This window comes from Streptomyces sp. S186 (assembly GCF_051603415.1).
Classification (GTDB): Bacteria; Actinomycetota; Actinomycetes; order Streptomycetales; family Streptomycetaceae; genus Streptomyces.
The window spans coordinates 6,290,718-6,305,167 of the sequence record NZ_CP193932.1 but is presented as its reverse complement, the minus strand read 5'-3'; the positions used below and the strand labels follow the sequence as shown (position 1 = coordinate 6,305,167).

Here is a 14,450-nt window from a genome sequence, read left to right as displayed (position 1 = left end):
AGCCGGGCCGGCGTTGGGCGGTCAGACCGCGCAGCTCCCGTCGCCGCAGCTGTCCGCGTCATCGGCGGCCAGGACCTGGACGGCGGAGTCGGCGTGCGCCCGCTCCAGGGCCTGGCGGAAGACGTCGGCGGGCTGAGCGCCGGAGATGCCGTAGCGGCGGTCGATGACGACGAAGGGGACGCCGGTGGCGCCCAGCTCGGCGGCGGTGCGCTCGTCGGCGCGGACCTCCTCGGCGTAGGCGTCGGGGTCGGCGAGGACCCGCGCGGCCTCCTCCTCGGGCACCCCGGCCGCGACCGCGATGCCGGTGAGCACCGCGGCGTCGCCGAGCGGGCGGGCCTCGGCGAAGTTGGCGCGGTACAAGGCGGTGAGCAGCGCGTCCTGGACGCCGTGCGCCTTGGCCAGGTGGAGCAGCCGGTGCAGGTCGAAGGTGTTGCCGTGGACGCGGTCGGAGCGGTAGTCGAGCCCCTCGCCGGCGGCCGCCTCGGCGACCCGGGCCTCCATCGCCTCGGCCTGCTCCCGGCTGACGCCGTACTTCGCCGCGAGCATGTCCAGGACCGGGATGTCGGTGGGCGGCGGGGCGGCCGGGTCCAGCTCGAAGGACCGGTGGACGACCTCGACGTCCGCCCGTCCGGCGAAGGCCGCCAGGCCGGCCTCGAAGCGGGCCTTGCCGACGTAGCACCAGGGGCAGGCGATGTCCGACCAGATTTCGACGTGCATGGGGGTGACTTTCCTCGGGGGTGCGGCCGGGCCGGCCGGGGGTACGGAGGGGTGCAACGGCGCGTGGGCGCGGGTTATTCCGGGGGCCGGTTCTAGGGCCTGTCGTCAAACTCCCGCCTGCCTCGCGACGCCTGGCACGCGCGGGCGGCGGGTCGGCGGGCGGGCCGGCGCCAGGCGGTACCTTCCCGCTATGGGTACGTCATCGCCGCAGCGTAAAGCCGGGTTCTGGGAGACGGCCGGGGCCGCGTTCTGGGAGACGACCGGGGCCGCCAAGACGTTCACCCACCCGCTCGACCCGGAGCTGCTGGCGGAGTTCGTGCCGCGGACCGCGCGGGTGCTGGACTACGGCTGCGGGTACGGGCGGCTCACCGCGGAGCTGGTGGCGGCGGGGTACCGCTCGGTGCGCGGGGTGGACCGGTCCGCGGCGCTGATCGCGCGGGGGCGGCGGGAGCACCCGGAGCTGGCGCTGATGCGCTGGACCGGGCTGCCGCTGCCGTTCGTGGACGGGATCTTCGACGCGGCGCTGCTGTTCACGGTGCTGACCTGCGTGCCGGACGACGCGGGCCAGCGGGCGATCGTCGGGGAGCTGGGGCGGCTGGTGCGGCCGGGCGGGGTGCTGTACGTGAGCGATGTGCCGCTGCAGGACGACCCGTTGCACCGCGAGCGGTACGAGCGGTTCGCGGCGCGGTACGGGACGTACGGGGTGTTCGAGACGGAGGACGGCGGGGTGTTCCGGCACCATGCGCCGGAGTGGCTGCGGGGGCTGCTGGAGGCGGCGGGCTTCACGGTGCTGCGGGAGCGGCGCACGGTGGTGCCGACGATGAACGGCCGCACCACCGAGCGGCTGCAGCTCATGGCGCGGCGGGAGCCGGCGGCCGCTCCGGGGGAGCCAGCGGCAGGGTGAGCGCGAGGTGGGTGGCGTCGGGGGCGGGGCGGCGGTCGGGGTCGGGGTGCCAGCCGAGGCGGTGGTAGAAGGCGCGCGCCCGGCGGTTGTGCCAGCGCACGTCGAGGACGGCCCGGGAGAAGCCGGCGGCGCGCCAGGCGTGCAGGCAGGCGGCGTGCAGCGCGCGGCCCACGCCGGTGCCCCAGTGGGCCGGGTCGACGTGGAGCTGGTGGAGCGCGACGGTGCTCGCGGGACCGATGTGCGGGGTGTGCGCGGAGTGCTCCCGTCCGGTCGGGGCGGGCCGGGGGTCCCGCGCCGTTGAGGTGCGGGGGAGGTAGGCGGCGGCGCCGAGGACGGTGCCGTGCCGGACGGCGCAGAGGGTGGGGGTCCGGTCGCGGTGCAGCATCCGGGCCCAGGCGTCCCGCCGGCGGGCATACTCGGCGGGCGCGTCGAACGGCGCGTCCGGCACCCGGCCGCGGAGGTAGGCGGCCCGGGCGGCGGTGTGCAGGGCGGCGATCTGCTCCAGGTCGCCGGGGGTGGCGGGGCGGACCTGCGGGTCGGGACTCACCGGCCGGTCCCCTCCACCGCCGACTCCCTCGCCGACGCGCCGCCGGCGGTGTGCGCGGCGCGACCCGCGGCGTCCGCCGTGTCCGCCGTGTCCGCCGTCCCAACTCGCCCCCGGCGCTTCCCGTTTCGGGGGTCCACGCGCCAGACTGGTGCCGCTTCCGCTGCCCTCATGTGCGTCCCTCCCGGGCGAAGTCGTTGCCGCGCAGACCCTTGCCGCACACGGGACGACGTTCTCTATGCTGAACGCTGTCCCAGATGATGAATCCCTGGGACTCTATGGCCGTGCGAACAGAAGGGTCAAGGGCGATGGCAGCTGCCGAGACCGGTGGGGCGCAGGTCAAGTCGGCCGTGCGGACGGTGGAGTTGCTGGAGTACTTCGCGGGCCGCCCGGGCATGCACAGCCTCGCCGCCGTCCAGGAAGCCGTCGGCTATCCGAAGTCCAGCCTCTACATGCTGCTGCGCACCCTGGTCGACCTCGGCTGGGTGGAGACCGACGCCACCGGCACGCGCTACGGCATCGGCGTCCGCGCCCTGCTGGTCGGCACCTCGTACATCGACGGCGACGAGGTGGTGGCCGCCGCCCGGCCGACCCTGGACCGGCTCTCCGACGACACCACCGAAACCATCCACCTCGCCCGGCTCGACGGCACCCACGTCGTCTGCCTCGCCACCCGTCAGTCGCGGCACCACCTCCGCCCGTTCACCCGGGTCGGCCGCCGACTGCCCGCGCACTCCACCGCGCTGGGCAAGGCGCTGCTCGCCACCTGTACCGACGACCAGGTGCGGGCGATGCTGCCGGCCACCCTGCCGGCGCTGACCGCGCACACGATCACCGACCGGGAGCGGCTGATCGAGGAGCTGCGCACGGTCCGCGAGCGGGGCTTCGCGGTCGACCGTGAGGAGAACACCGTCGGCCTGCGCTGCTTCGGCGTGGCGGTCCCCTACCGCACCCCGGCCCGGGACGCGGTCAGCTGCTCGGTGCCGGCGGCCCGGCTGACGCCCGCCCACGAGCAGACGATCAAGGACGCGCTGTTCGACGCCCGGGACCGGCTGACGCTGGCCACCCGGCGACTCTGAGCCCCGCGGAACCCGGACGGCCCAGCCTGCCGGGCCCGCTCACCCGTTCTCCGTAGGCCAGCAGGACCGCCCGGTCGGCGGCGGCTTATCTCGTGGGTGGAGGCGCGGAACTCCACCGACTTCCCAGTGGCGCACGTGTGCCACGTCCGCGCTTCGCGGAGGTTGTTCCCATGCGTTCCACGCGACTGCTCACCGGTGCCGCGCTGTCCGCCGCCACACTGGGCCTGGCCGCCACCGCGGCGTACGCCGGCGATTTCGGCACCATCGAGGTCTCCCCGGGCACGGCCACGGGCGGCTCCACGGTCTCCCTCACCACCACCGGGTGCGGGGCCAGCCGCTCGGCGAGCGTGGACGCCGCCGCGCTGGGCGGGGGCACGGTCACCTTCGCCCCGGGCCCGGCCAAGGGCTCCCTGGTGGGAAAGGTGACGGTCAAACCCGGTACCAAGCCCGGGAATTACGGGATCGGCGGCAAGTGCGCCGACGGCAAGGCGCTCACCGGCACGGTCCGGGTCTCCGGCGAGGAGTCGTCCGCCGGCCCGGGCGCGAGCATGAGCCCGGGCACGAGCGCGAGCCCCGGGAAGGAGCACGGCAGCGCGGCGCCGAGCATGCCCGCCAAGAAGCACTCCGCCCTGCCCTCGCCCGGCGGCGCCGGCCCCACCACGCCGCCCAAGGGCAAGATGAAGACCGGTGAGGGCGCCACCAGCGAGGACGGCATCGACACCACCGAGATCGCGGCCGGCGCCGGGGTGGTGCTGGCGGCCGCGGCCTGCGGGGTCTGGCTGGTGCGCCGGCGCCGGCCCGGCGGCCGGTACTGACCCGGGCCGCGCGGCCGGCCCGTGCGGCGGCGGCCGCAGTCACCGTCCTGGCGTGCGCCGCCGGCGCCTGGCTGATCGCCGGCGGCACCCGCGAGACCGCGCCGCCGCCCCAGCCGCCCGCCGCGCAGGGTTTCACCGGCGGGCCATCCGCCGCCGAACGGGCCGCGCCGCCGCTGCCGCCCGCCGAACCGCTGCGGGTGGCGGTGCCGTCCCTGCACATCGACGCCCCGCTGACCCGGCTGGGGCTGGCCGCGGACGGCAGCCTCGCCCCGCCGCCCGCCGGCGACCGCGATCTGGCGGGCTGGTACGCCGAGGGCACCCCGCCGGGCGCCACCGGCACCGCCCTGATCGCCGGCCATGTGGACACCCGCACCGGCCCCGCGGTCTTCTACCGCCTGGGCGCCCTGAAGAAGGGGCACACCGTGCGGATCCCGCGCGCGGACGGCCGGACCGCGGTGTTCACCGTCGACGCGGTGGAGGTCTACGACGGCCGGCACTTCCCCGACGAGAAGGTCTACGGCGAGGCCCGCCGGCCCGAACTCCGGCTGATCACCTGCGGCGGCGGCTTCAGCCGGGCCCAGCAGGAGTATCTGGGCAATGTCGTGGTCTTCGCCCACCTGACGGGGAGTCAGACCAGTGGTACGGAGGCGGCGCCGCTGCCCTGGGCCCGGCCGCCGGCCGACCGGTTCAGCGCCCGCAGCGCGCCCCGTGCCGCACAAGCCGATTCGGCCACCCGGCCAACCGTGTTGACCGGTCGGGACGCCGCTTCCTAGCGTGTCCCTCCGTTCGTGGCACGCACGTCCCGCCCCGTGAATCCGGGCCCGGTTGGCCCCGGCCGGCGAGGTCCGCGGACACGGCCCCGCCGCCCAGCCGGAGGAGTACCGCCCATGACCGCACCCCGCACCGTCCTGCTCACCGGCGCCGCCGGCGGAATCGGCACCCTGATGCGCGCACTGCTGCCGCCGTACGGCTACCGGCTGCGGCTGTTCGACCGGCGCCCGATCGAGGGCGAACCGGAGGCGATCACCGCGGAGTTGGCCGACACCGGGGCGCTGCGCGCGGCGGTCCACGGGGTCGACGCGATCGTCCACCTCGCCGGGATCTCCCTGGAGTCGTCCTTCGAGAAGATCCTGCGGGCCAACATCGAGGGCACCTACCGGCTCTACGAGGCCGCGCGGGAGGCGGGCGTACGGCGGGTGGTCCTCGCCTCCTCCAACCACGCCGTCGGCTTCACGCCGCGGCCGCCGGACGGCTCGGCCGCCATCCCGGTCGACACCCCGCGCCGCCCGGACACCTTCTACGGTCTCTCCAAGGGCTTCGGCGAGGACCTCGCCGCCCTCTACTGGGACCGGCACGGCATCGAGACCGTCTCGCTGCGGATCGGTTCCTGCTTCCCGGAGCCGACGACGGTACGGATGCTCTCCCTCTGGCTGAGCCCGGCGGACTGCGCGCGGCTGCTGCACGCCGCGCTCACCGCCGAGCACGTCGGCCACACCGTCGCCTACGGCTCCTCCGCCAACACCCGCCTGTGGTGGGACCTGTCCACCGCCCGCGCCCTGGGCTACGACCCGCAGGACGACTCCGAGCCGTACGCCGCACAACTCCTCGCCGCCCAGGGCGAAATCGACCCGGACGACCCCGACCACGCCCACCTCGGCGGAACGTTCTGCACCAACCCGCCCATGTGGCCGCATTAGCAGCGTTTCCCGGGTGATCCGGCACCGTACGGAACCTCGTCCCCGTCCACGGGCGTCCTTGAGGGCACAACGCCCGCCCCGGTACCGGCACACCGCGTCCGGGCGGGCCGCAGCACACACGCGAGAACGAGGTACACACCATGGGCATCGTCAGCTGGCTTCTCCTGGGCCTGATCGCAGGCGTGATCGCCAAGGTCCTGCTGCCGGGACGGGACCCGGGCGGCCTCGTCGGCACCACCCTGACCGGGATCGCCGGCTCCTTCCTCGGCGGCTGGCTCTCCACCCGCTTTCTGCACCGCCCGATCCCCAAGGACTTCTACGACCCGGCCATGTGGATCTCCGCGGTGGCCGGCGCCCTGATCCTGCTGATCGTCTACCGGCTGCTCTTCGGCAACTCCCGGGCCCGGCGCTGACCGGCGGGGACGCCCGCCCCGGCCGCCTCCGGGGCGGGCCGGCGCGGGGAACCGCGTACACCCCCTGACCGTTAGGGCTGGCATGACCGCAATGACTCCTGGCTCGAACCTCCCGCTCGCCGCCGCGCGGGTGGCGGTGACCGTCACCGCCCCCGTCCGGCTGGACGTGTCGGGCCTGCTGCTGACCGCCGGCGGCAAGGTGCGCTCCGACGACGACTTCGTCTTCTACAACCAGCCGGCGGGGCCGGGGGTGAGCCACCGCACGGCGCCCGACGGCGACACCATCACGGTGGACACCGCCGCGGTGCCCGCGGACATCGACAAGGTCGTGGTCACCGCGAGCCTGGACACGCCCGGCGCCACCTTCGCCGGCACCGAGCCGACCGGCACGGTCCGGGACGCCGACGGCGGCGCCGTGCTGGCCACCTTCACCCCGCCGCGGCTGGGCCCGGAGACCGCGCTGGTGGTCATGGAGATCTACCGCCGCGGCGGTGGCTGGAAGGTCCGCGCGGTCGGCCAGGGGTATGCCGACGGCCTCGCCGGCATCGCCACCGACTTCGGCGTGAGCGTGGAGGAGCCGGCCGCCCCGGCGGCGTCCGCACCGCAGCCGCCCGCCGCGCCCCCGGCCCCGGCCGCCCCGCCGGCCCAGTGGGCACCGCCCACCGGCGCCCCCGCACCGGTCGCCCCGCCCCCGCAAGCCCCGGGGCAGCCCGCCGCCGTCGCTCCGGCCCCGGCCCCCGCCCCCGCGTCCGCCACCGGCAAGATCAACCTCGACAAGGGGCGGGTCAGCCTGCAGAAGAACCAGACCGTCTCCCTGGTCAAGGGCGGCCGCCCGCTGCTCGCCTCGGTCCGGATGGGCCTGGGCTGGGAGCCCGCCCGGCGCGGCCGGAACATCGACCTGGACGCCTCGGTGATCGCCTACGGCCCGGACCGCGACAAGATCGACAGCTGCTACTTCGGCAAGCTCAGGATCCTCGACGCCGCGATCCAGCACTCCGGCGACAACCTCACCGGTGACGGCGCCGGCGACGACGAGGTGATCACCGTCCACCTCGGCGGGATCCCCCCGCAGGTCACCGGCCTGGTCTTCGTCGTCAACTCCTTCTCCGGCCAGAAGTTCTCCGAGGTCGCCAAGGCGTACTGCCGGCTGACGGACGCGCAGACCGGCGAGGAGCTGGTCCGCTTCGACCTGACCGGCGCCGAGCCGCGCACCGGCGTGATGATGGCGAAACTCATCCGGCAGTACTCCGGCGAGTGGGAGATGACCGCGCTGGGCAGCTTCGTCGACGCCCGCACGGTGCGCGGCATGGTCAAGCCCGCGGCCGCCGCACTGTAGGCCGCTACGGAGTGGGTGCGGCGCCGGCCCCCGCACCCACCACCCGGCCGGCCAGCCCCGCCACCCGCGCCAGCCGCTCATAGGACTCCCGCAGCGCCGCCCGGTCGTAGGTGCTGGTGGTCACCAGCACCTCGTCCGCCGCCGTGCGCTCGATCAGCGTCCCGAGCGCCTCGGCGACCTGCTCCTCCGTACCGTGGACGTGCCCCCGCAGCGCGTCCTCGTAGAAGCCCCGCTCCCGCTCGGTCGTCATCGCGTCCCCGTCGGTCTCCGGCCGCAGCGGCGGGAACACCCCGTGCGTCCGCGAGTACGCCAGCGCCCGCGCCTCGGGTACGAGCAGCCGCCGGGCCGCGTCCGCCGTCCCGGCCACCGCGACCGTCCCGGAGATCACCACGTACGGCCGCGCCCAGAGCCCGGACGGGCGGAACCCGGCGCGGTACTCCTCGATGGCCGTGAGCAGCTTCTCCGGATCCCGGATGTCGCCGATGACCAGCGCCAGCCCGGCGCGCGCCGCCACCCGCGCGCCCGCGCCGGTGGCCAGCACGAACGCGGGCACCGCCAGCCCCTCGGCGGGCCGGGCGTGGACCTGCGGATGGGCGGTCTGGGTGCCCGTGAAGTAGCCCAGCAGCTCCGCCAGCTGCTCCTCGAAGTCCTCCGCGGCGTCCTTCTCCGTGCCCAGGGCCCGCCGGATGCCGCCGGTGAAGCCGACCGAGCGGCCCAGCCCCATGTCGATCCGGCCGGGAAAGAGCGATTCCAGGACACCGAACTGCTCGGCGACGACGAGCGGGCGGTGGTTGGGCAGCATCACCCCGCCGGTGCCGACCCGGATCGTGTCGGTGGCCGAGGCCACCGCGGCGGCCAGCACGGTGGGCGCCGACCCGGCGACGCCGGGCACGCTGTGGTGCTCGGCGACCCAGAACCGGTGGTACCCGAGGCTCTCGGCATCCCGCGCCAGCTCCACGGTGTCCCGCAACGCCGCGGCAGGCGGGTGTCCCTCCCTGGTGCGGGAGCGGTCCAGGATCGAGAATTGTGTCGTCCGCATTGTCGTCCGTATCGTCGCGCTCACCTTCCCTTCAACATCCGTCCGCGCCCAGGATTCCGTCCCCGCGCCCCCTCGGCCCCCTCCCCCACGCCTTACGACGAGGAGCGTCCGATGACCCAGCAGCCGCCCCCGGCCGGCGGATCCGACCGGCCCGGGCCCCCGGACCACCCGGACAGCGCACCCCGCCCGGATCTCCCCGACCGGGTCGCCGCCACCTACGGCGCGGAGGATCTCGGCACCGTCCCCGCGTTCACCGGCGGCTTCATCAACTTCGGGTACTGGGGCTGGCTCCCCGAGCCGGCGGACCGCCCGCTGACCGAGGACGACCGGCTCCGCAGCGAGCAGGACCTCTACCGACTGGTGCTGGACACCTACGACCGGCCGCGCGGCCGCACCGCCCTGGAGGTCGGCTGCGGGCGCGGGCTGGGCTGTGCGCTGGCCCTGCGGGAGTTCGACTTCGGCTCGGTGATCGGTCTGGACGCCCATCCGGACCAGATCGCCCGCGCCCTGGAGGCCAACGCCGACCTGCTCCGCGAGGACGCCGGCCCCCGCCGGCTGGAGTTCGTGCTCGGCCCGGCCCAGCGGATGCCGCTGCCGGACGCCTGCGCCGACTTCGTCTACTCCGTCGAGGCCGCCCAGCACTTCCGCGACCTGGCCGGCTTCGCGCGGGAGGCGGTGCGGGTGCTGCGCCCGGACGGGCGGTTCGCGCTGACCACGTTCTTCGCCCGGGTCCCGGACGCGGTCCGGGTGCTGCCGCAGCTGCTGCCGCCGTACGCCGACGGGCTGGACGTCCCGCACCTGGTGGACGACGTGGCCGCCACGTTCGCCGAGGCCGGCCTGCGGGACGTCGCGGTGACACCGATCGGCGACGGCGTCTGGGAGCCCTACGACCGCTACATGGAGCAGCGGCCCGAGCTGCGCGACAAATGGCCCCGGCAGTACCTGACGGCCTATCAGACGGGGCTGCTGGACTACTACTTGATCACGGCGGCGGCCCCGAAGGGCTGAGTGGCGACCCACCGGGCCGGAGCGCGCGCACCGGCCGGCTGAGCCGGGGCGCGCACCGAGGAGACCCTGGCTTTTCCGCCTAGTCGGCGCGCCGCGAGCGCGCCTTGAAGGCGGCCTTGCGGGCTTCCTTGGCGGCCTTCCGGTCCGGGTGCAGCCGGCCCATGGCCTCCAGCACCTCCGCGGTGGCCGGGTGGTCCACCCGCCAGACCGCGTCGAAGAACCCGCTGTGCTGCTCGGTCAGGGCCCGCACCAGATCGCTGAGTTCGGCCGCCGCCTCGTCGCCGGTGTCGCCCAGCTGGGCCGCGATGGTGTCCACCGTCAGCCAGAAGACCATGTCCTGGGACGGCTCGGGGATGCCGGGCAGCGCCCGCTCGGCGAGCCAGACCCGCGCCAGTCCGCCCAGGTGGCGGTCGTCGAGGACCTCGCGCAGCGCCGGCTCGGCTTCGAGGCCGACCAGCGAGAGGGCCTGCTGGGCGGCGAGCCGGCGCAGCGGGCCGCGGTCGTCGTCGCCGCGGGCCGCCGCGAGCAGGCCCCGGGCGGCGTCCAGCGGGGTGCGGGCGGCCAGCCACTGCTCGGCCTCCGCCTGCGCCAGCGCCTCGGGGTAGTCGGGCAGCGCCTCCAGCAGGACCTCGGCGTCCTTTTCGGTGAGGTCGCCGACGGCCGGGGCCTCCACGCCGGCGTCCAGCATCCGGGCGCGAACCGCCCACACACCGAGCGGGGTGAGCCGGACCATGCCGTACCGGGCGACGTCCTCGTCCGCCAGCGGCTCGGCGGCCCTGACCGTCTCGCCCTCCTCGTCCAGCTCCTCGATGAGCGCCTCGTCGACGGGCCGGTAGACGACCAGCCCGATCGGCTCCAGCACCCGGAACTGGTCGTCGAGCCGCATCATCGCCTCGGAGACCTCTTCGAGGACCTCGTCGGTGGGCTCGTCCATGTCGTCCGGGACGATCATGGAGGCGGCCAGCGCGGGCAGCGGGACGTCCTGGTCAGGCTGCTCGTTCAGCGCGCCGAGGAGGTAGAGGTTGCCGAGGATGCCGTCCAGCAGCTCGGCCTCCTCCTCGGGGTTCCAGTCGAGGGCGTCCAGGTCCAGTTCGCCGCCCTCGGCGAGCTGCTCGGCGATGTCGGAGAGGTCCGGGGCGACCGCGTCGGCGAGCACCGTCTCCATGCCGCCGAGCCAGATGTCCAGGACGTCCTGGGGGCTGCCGGCGGTGAGCAGACCCAGCTCCTCGCCGGGGGTGGCGGTGCCGACCGCGGCGTCGTCGGGGAGGTTCGCGGCCTCCTCGGCGTCACCGTCCTCGTGCTCGGTGATCTCGACCAGCCCGGTGTCCACCGCCAGCTGCCATGCCTCGGCGGTGTAGGAGGGGCCGTCCTCGTCGCCGGCCAGACCCAGGTGCTCGGTGGCGGCGGCCAGCGGCTTGGCCAGCAGCTCGCCGCCGACGCCGACCGGGACGCCGGACTCCGCCCAGCGGGCGAGCCGGGCGGCGCGGGCCAGCAGCGGGGCACTCAGCGCGGCCCGGGCCAGCTCCGCTTCGGGGTGCAGCCGCACCGGCGGCATCGTGGGGCGGTCTGCGGACATCTGGCTCAGCTCCTCGGACGGACGTCGGCTTGTGCGCCGCCCAAGCGTAGACGGAATTCTCCCCATGTCGGGCGGTTCACCCTCCCGTACGCTCCCGTCCACCCGGAGAACCTTGACAACTCCCTTGCGCGCACAAGAGATTGACGCGCGTAGCGCGAGCTCCGGCCCCGCTCCGCCACCTCTTCCACCCCCCTACCCCCCCTTTCTCCGGAGGCTTGGATGCCATCCCGTCGTACGCTCCGCAGACCGGCCGCCCTCACCGCGGCCGCCGCCTGTGCCGCCCTCGCCGGCGGACTGCTCAGCACGCAGTCCGCCGCGGCGGCCGGCACCCGGATCCACGACATACAGGGCAGGACCCGGATATCCCCGCTGGCCGGCAAGCAGGTCGACGGCGTGCCCGGCACCGTGACCGCGATCCGGGCGTTCGGCTCGTCGCGCGGCTTCTGGGTGCAGGACCCGCACCCGGACGACGACCCGGCCACCAGCGAGGCGGTCTTCGTCTTCACCGGCAAGGAGACGCCGAAGGTCGCGGTCGGCGACGCGCTCACCTTCGGCGGCACGGTCAGCGAGTACTACCCGGGCGGCAGGAACGCCGGCGGCCAGTCCGTCACCGAGATCACCGACGCCACCTGGCAGGTCACCGCGGCGCACCAGCCACTGCCGGCCCCGGTCAGGCTCAACGCCTCCGCGATTCCCGCGACTTACGCGCCCGCCGCGGGCGGCCGGAGCATCGAGTCGCTGCCCCTGCGGCCGGCCACGTACGCCCTGGACCGGCTGGAGTCGCTGGAGGGCATGCGGGTCACGCTCTCCGACGCCCCGGTCGTCGGCCCCACCAACACCCACCACGAGCTGTGGGTGACCGCCACCCCCGGCCACAACCGCACCCCCCGCGGCGGCACCCTCTACGGCTCCTACGCCGACCCCAACGGCGGCCGGATCAAGGTCCAGTCGCTGATCCCCTTCTCCCAACGGCCGTTCCCGGTGGCGGACGTCGGCGACCGGCTGACCGGCACCACCGCGGGACCGCTGGACTACGACAACTTCGGCGGCTACACCGTCCAGGCCACCGAACTGGGCCGGCTCGCCGCCCACCCGCCGGCGCCCGAGGTCACCCGCAAGCAGACCGCCGACGAGCTGGCGGTGGCCACGTACAACGTCGAGAACCTCGCGCCGGACAACCCGCGGGAGAAGTTCGACCGGCTGGCGAAGGGGCTGGTGCACAACCTCGCCGCGCCCGACGTGGTCGCCCTGGAGGAGGTCCAGGACGACAGCGGCGCCGAGGACGACGGCACGGTGACCGCCGGGGTCACCCTGAAGAAGCTCACCGACGCCGTCAAGGCGGCCGGCGGCCCGGCGTACCGGTGGCGGTCGATCGACCCGCGGAACGACGAGGACGGCGGCCAGCCCGGCGGCAACATCCGGGTGGTGTTCCTCTTCAACCCGAAGCGGGTGGCGTTCACCGACGTCAAGGGCGGCGACGCGACCACGCCGGTGAAGGTCGTCGACGACCACGGCCGGGCCGGACTGTCGGTGTCGCCGGGCCGGATCGCGCCGGGCGACGCGGCGTGGCGGAGCAGCCGCAAGCCGCTGGTCGGCGAGTTCGCGCTGCGGAGCAGGCCCGGCCGCCGGGTCTTCGTGATCGCCAACCACTTCAACTCCAAGGGCGGCGACCAGGGTCTGGACAGCCGTTTCCAGCCGCCGGCCCGGACCTCGGAGACCCAGCGCACCGCCCAGGCCGGGATCGTCAACGGCTTCGTGAAGCAGCTGCTGGCCAAGGACCCCAAGGCCGAGGTGGTGGTGGCCGGGGACCTCAACGACTACCAGTTCTCACCCGCGCTGAAGACCCTCACCACCGGCGGGGTGCTCACCGACCAGGTCACCAAGCTGCCGCCGGCCGAGCGCTACAGCTACATCTACCAGGGCAACTCGCAGGTGCTGGACCACCTGCTGACCAGCAGGGCGCTGACCCGGGCCGACTACGACATCGTGCACGTCAACGCCGAGTACGCGGACCAGGCCAGCGACCACGACCCGCAGGTGCTGCGGATCAAGCCCTGACGCACCGCGCTCACCTCCCTCACCTCACCCGGGGTGACCGTCTCGTCACTCCACCGGCCCACCCCCGGGGGCCAACCGCGCCCGGGGGTGCGGTACTGGGCTGTGTAAGCACCACTCTCGGCGAGACAAAAGGAGTCATGATGCCGAAGTCGCAGAACCGTAAGTCGGGCAAGCAGGACCGGGCCGCCGAGCGGCGCTCCGAACAGCACCGGTCGCAGTCGCCGGAGTCCGCCGCCGAGCGTACCCAGGACCTGAAGCCGCGGTCGCGCAAGGCTGACTGACGCGGGTAGGGCAGTACGCCCGAGCGGCCGCCGCACCGGCTGGTGCGGCGGCCGCTCCGTCGTTTCCGGGCGCCGTCGGACGCGTCACCGGGCGGCGGGCACGGACCGCCCCTCGGGCTCGTCCCCGCCGGCCGCCGCCCCGGCGTCCGCCCCTACGGGGACCAGGTCCCGCACCAGCAGGGTGGCCCCCGCGACCGCGCCCGGCATCAGCAGCACCGCCACGAACGGGATCAGGAACAGCAGCACCAGCGGCGTCCCGAAGCCGACCGCCAGCCCGAGCCGGCCGCGCAGCAGCCGCAGCCGCTCGCGGACCGGCACCTCCCGGCGCTGCATCGCCACCGTGGTCAGCTCCACGGCGAGGAAGAAGCCGGAGACGCAGAAGCCGACGGCCGGGACGACGGTCTGCCCGACGACCGGCAGAAAGCCCAGGAGGAAGAGCAGCACCCCGAACCCGGCGGCGCGCAGCAGGACATGGACCATCTCCCGCAGCGCGATACCGATCTCCCGCCACAGCGGGCGGTCCGGGCCGGGCGGGCAGCCGCCCTCGCTCTCCTCGACCCGCTCCGAGAGCGACTCGTAGAAGGGGTCGCCGATCAGCAGGGTGACGGCGGTGAACGTCAGCACCGACAGCGTCAGCCCGCCGGCCAGCAGCAGCGCCACGAACAGCCCGCGCAGCAGCCCCTGCCACGGGGAGCCCCAGCCGTCCGCGAACGGCGTCGCCCACGCGGCGACGTCGCCGGCCCACACGGCCAGCACCACGAGCAGCCCCGCGTAGAGCACCAGCGCGATCAGCGCCGGGATCAGCCCGAACCCCCACCACCGGCCGTGCCGCGCGGCCCACCGCACACCCCGGCCCAGATACCGCGTCCCCGCGACCAGATCACGCATGGGGCCACCCTATCGGCGCGGCACGGCGGCCGGTCCGGGCCCAGAAGCGGGCACGCCCCGGGCCCGGCGGAGGGACCGCCGGGCCCGGGGCGGGC

15 protein-coding genes are annotated in these 14,450 nt (G+C 74.9%); 10 read left to right on the top strand and 5 right to left on the bottom strand.

All coding sequences use genetic code 11. From position 1 onward, the window contains the following. Nucleotides 1-21: 21 nt before the first annotated feature. Nucleotides 22-717, bottom strand: a complete 696-nt coding sequence (locus tag ACRAS8_RS27140) for a DsbA family oxidoreductase (protein ID WP_438488620.1) — start codon at nucleotides 715-717, stop codon at nucleotides 22-24. 190 nt (nucleotides 718-907) lie between these two features. Here ACRAS8_RS27140 and ACRAS8_RS27135 point away from each other — a divergent pair, with 190 nt between their 5' ends. Next, nucleotides 908-1,621: a class I SAM-dependent methyltransferase gene (locus ACRAS8_RS27135; RefSeq protein WP_438488619.1), complete on the top strand. Its 714-nt coding sequence runs from the start codon at nucleotides 908-910 to the stop codon at nucleotides 1,619-1,621. Here ACRAS8_RS27135 and ACRAS8_RS27130 read toward each other — a convergent pair. Beyond that, complete coding sequence (locus tag ACRAS8_RS27130) at nucleotides 1,569-2,168, bottom strand: GNAT family N-acetyltransferase (RefSeq protein WP_438488618.1); 600 nt, start codon at nucleotides 2,166-2,168, stop codon at nucleotides 1,569-1,571. The two genes, ACRAS8_RS27135 and ACRAS8_RS27130, sit on opposite strands and share 53 nt — an antisense overlap. Nucleotides 2,169-2,473: 305 nt before the next feature. On the opposite strand from ACRAS8_RS27130, the gene ACRAS8_RS27125 reads away from it, so the two are divergent. The 6 genes from ACRAS8_RS27125 to ACRAS8_RS27100 all read left to right on the top strand — a co-directional run bounded on the left by ACRAS8_RS27125 (nucleotide 2,474) and on the right by ACRAS8_RS27100 (nucleotide 7,505). Beyond that, entirely contained in the window at nucleotides 2,474-3,244 is a 771-nt protein-coding gene (locus ACRAS8_RS27125) for an IclR family transcriptional regulator (RefSeq protein ID WP_438488617.1), read from the top strand. Nucleotides 3,245-3,414: 170 nt separating this feature from the next. Then, on the top strand, nucleotides 3,415-4,059 hold the full coding sequence (locus ACRAS8_RS27120; protein WP_438488616.1) for a hypothetical protein: 645 nt from the start codon (nucleotides 3,415-3,417) through the stop codon (nucleotides 4,057-4,059). Next, complete coding sequence (locus ACRAS8_RS27115; RefSeq protein WP_438490608.1) at nucleotides 4,011-4,832, top strand: class F sortase; 822 nt, start codon at nucleotides 4,011-4,013, stop codon at nucleotides 4,830-4,832. Before ACRAS8_RS27120 ends, ACRAS8_RS27115 begins: the two co-directional genes overlap by 49 nt. 114 nt (nucleotides 4,833-4,946) lie before the next feature. Further along, nucleotides 4,947-5,756, top strand: coding sequence for an NAD-dependent epimerase/dehydratase family protein (locus ACRAS8_RS27110; RefSeq protein ID WP_438488615.1), 810 nt, complete (start codon nucleotides 4,947-4,949; stop codon nucleotides 5,754-5,756). Nucleotides 5,757-5,896: 140 nt separating this feature from the next. After that, the gene (locus tag ACRAS8_RS27105; protein ID WP_438488614.1) at nucleotides 5,897-6,169 is read left to right on the top strand and encodes a GlsB/YeaQ/YmgE family stress response membrane protein; all 273 of its coding nucleotides are present in this window, start codon (nucleotides 5,897-5,899) and stop codon (nucleotides 6,167-6,169) included. Between the two features lie 91 nt (nucleotides 6,170-6,260). Next, on the top strand, nucleotides 6,261-7,505 hold the full coding sequence (locus ACRAS8_RS27100; RefSeq protein ID WP_438488613.1) for a TerD family protein: 1,245 nt from the start codon (nucleotides 6,261-6,263) through the stop codon (nucleotides 7,503-7,505). Nucleotides 7,506-7,509: 4 nt separating this feature from the next. Here the strand turns inward: ACRAS8_RS27100 and ACRAS8_RS27095 are convergent, their stop codons facing one another. Beyond that, complete coding sequence (locus tag ACRAS8_RS27095; RefSeq protein WP_438488612.1) at nucleotides 7,510-8,544, bottom strand: LLM class flavin-dependent oxidoreductase; 1,035 nt, start codon at nucleotides 8,542-8,544, stop codon at nucleotides 7,510-7,512. A 111-nt stretch (nucleotides 8,545-8,655) separates the two neighbouring features. On the opposite strand from ACRAS8_RS27095, the gene ACRAS8_RS27090 reads away from it, so the two are divergent. Beyond that, nucleotides 8,656-9,552, top strand: a complete 897-nt coding sequence (locus ACRAS8_RS27090) for a class I SAM-dependent methyltransferase (protein ID WP_438488611.1) — start codon at nucleotides 8,656-8,658, stop codon at nucleotides 9,550-9,552. Nucleotides 9,553-9,631: 79 nt separating this feature from the next. Here ACRAS8_RS27090 and ACRAS8_RS27085 read toward each other — a convergent pair whose 3' ends face one another. Further along, nucleotides 9,632-11,128 (bottom strand): hypothetical protein, encoded by a 1,497-nt coding sequence (locus ACRAS8_RS27085; RefSeq protein WP_438488610.1) that lies wholly within the window; start codon nucleotides 11,126-11,128, stop codon nucleotides 9,632-9,634. Between the two features lie 219 nt (nucleotides 11,129-11,347). Here ACRAS8_RS27085 and ACRAS8_RS27080 point away from each other — a divergent pair, with 219 nt between their 5' ends. Beyond that, a complete protein-coding gene (locus ACRAS8_RS27080) occupies nucleotides 11,348-13,186 on the top strand; it encodes an endonuclease/exonuclease/phosphatase family protein (protein WP_438488609.1) in 1,839 nt (612 codons plus the stop codon). Between the two features lie 140 nt (nucleotides 13,187-13,326). After that, nucleotides 13,327-13,467: a hypothetical protein gene (locus ACRAS8_RS27075; RefSeq protein ID WP_018536858.1), complete on the top strand. Its 141-nt coding sequence runs from the start codon at nucleotides 13,327-13,329 to the stop codon at nucleotides 13,465-13,467. 84 nt (nucleotides 13,468-13,551) lie between these two features. Here the strand turns inward: ACRAS8_RS27075 and ACRAS8_RS27070 are convergent, their stop codons facing one another. Beyond that, nucleotides 13,552-14,355, bottom strand: a complete 804-nt coding sequence (locus tag ACRAS8_RS27070; protein ID WP_438488608.1) for an EI24 domain-containing protein — start codon at nucleotides 14,353-14,355, stop codon at nucleotides 13,552-13,554. Between the last annotated feature and the right edge of the window lie 95 nt (nucleotides 14,356-14,450).

Excerpts from the sequence above, each read along its gene's own strand:
- ACRAS8_RS27140 (WP_438488620.1), bottom strand. The coding sequence starts at position 717 with ATGCACGTCGAAATCTGGTCGGACATCGCCTGCCCCTGGTGCTACGTC.
- ACRAS8_RS27135 (WP_438488619.1), top strand. The coding sequence starts at position 908 with ATGGGTACGTCATCGCCGCAGCGTAAAGCCGGGTTCTGGGAGACGGCC.
- ACRAS8_RS27125 (WP_438488617.1), top strand. The coding sequence starts at position 2,474 with ATGGCAGCTGCCGAGACCGGTGGGGCGCAGGTCAAGTCGGCCGTGCGG.
- ACRAS8_RS27120 (WP_438488616.1), top strand. The coding sequence starts at position 3,415 with ATGCGTTCCACGCGACTGCTCACCGGTGCCGCGCTGTCCGCCGCCACA.
- ACRAS8_RS27110 (WP_438488615.1), top strand. The coding sequence starts at position 4,947 with ATGACCGCACCCCGCACCGTCCTGCTCACCGGCGCCGCCGGCGGAATC.
- ACRAS8_RS27105 (WP_438488614.1), top strand. The coding sequence starts at position 5,897 with ATGGGCATCGTCAGCTGGCTTCTCCTGGGCCTGATCGCAGGCGTGATC.
- ACRAS8_RS27100 (WP_438488613.1), top strand. The coding sequence starts at position 6,261 with ATGACTCCTGGCTCGAACCTCCCGCTCGCCGCCGCGCGGGTGGCGGTG.
- ACRAS8_RS27095 (WP_438488612.1), bottom strand. The coding sequence starts at position 8,544 with ATGCGGACGACACAATTCTCGATCCTGGACCGCTCCCGCACCAGGGAG.
- ACRAS8_RS27090 (WP_438488611.1), top strand. The coding sequence starts at position 8,656 with ATGACCCAGCAGCCGCCCCCGGCCGGCGGATCCGACCGGCCCGGGCCC.
- ACRAS8_RS27085 (WP_438488610.1), bottom strand. The coding sequence starts at position 11,128 with ATGTCCGCAGACCGCCCCACGATGCCGCCGGTGCGGCTGCACCCCGAA.
- ACRAS8_RS27080 (WP_438488609.1), top strand. The coding sequence starts at position 11,348 with ATGCCATCCCGTCGTACGCTCCGCAGACCGGCCGCCCTCACCGCGGCC.
- ACRAS8_RS27075 (WP_018536858.1), top strand. The coding sequence starts at position 13,327 with ATGCCGAAGTCGCAGAACCGTAAGTCGGGCAAGCAGGACCGGGCCGCC.
- ACRAS8_RS27070 (WP_438488608.1), bottom strand. The coding sequence starts at position 14,355 with ATGCGTGATCTGGTCGCGGGGACGCGGTATCTGGGCCGGGGTGTGCGG.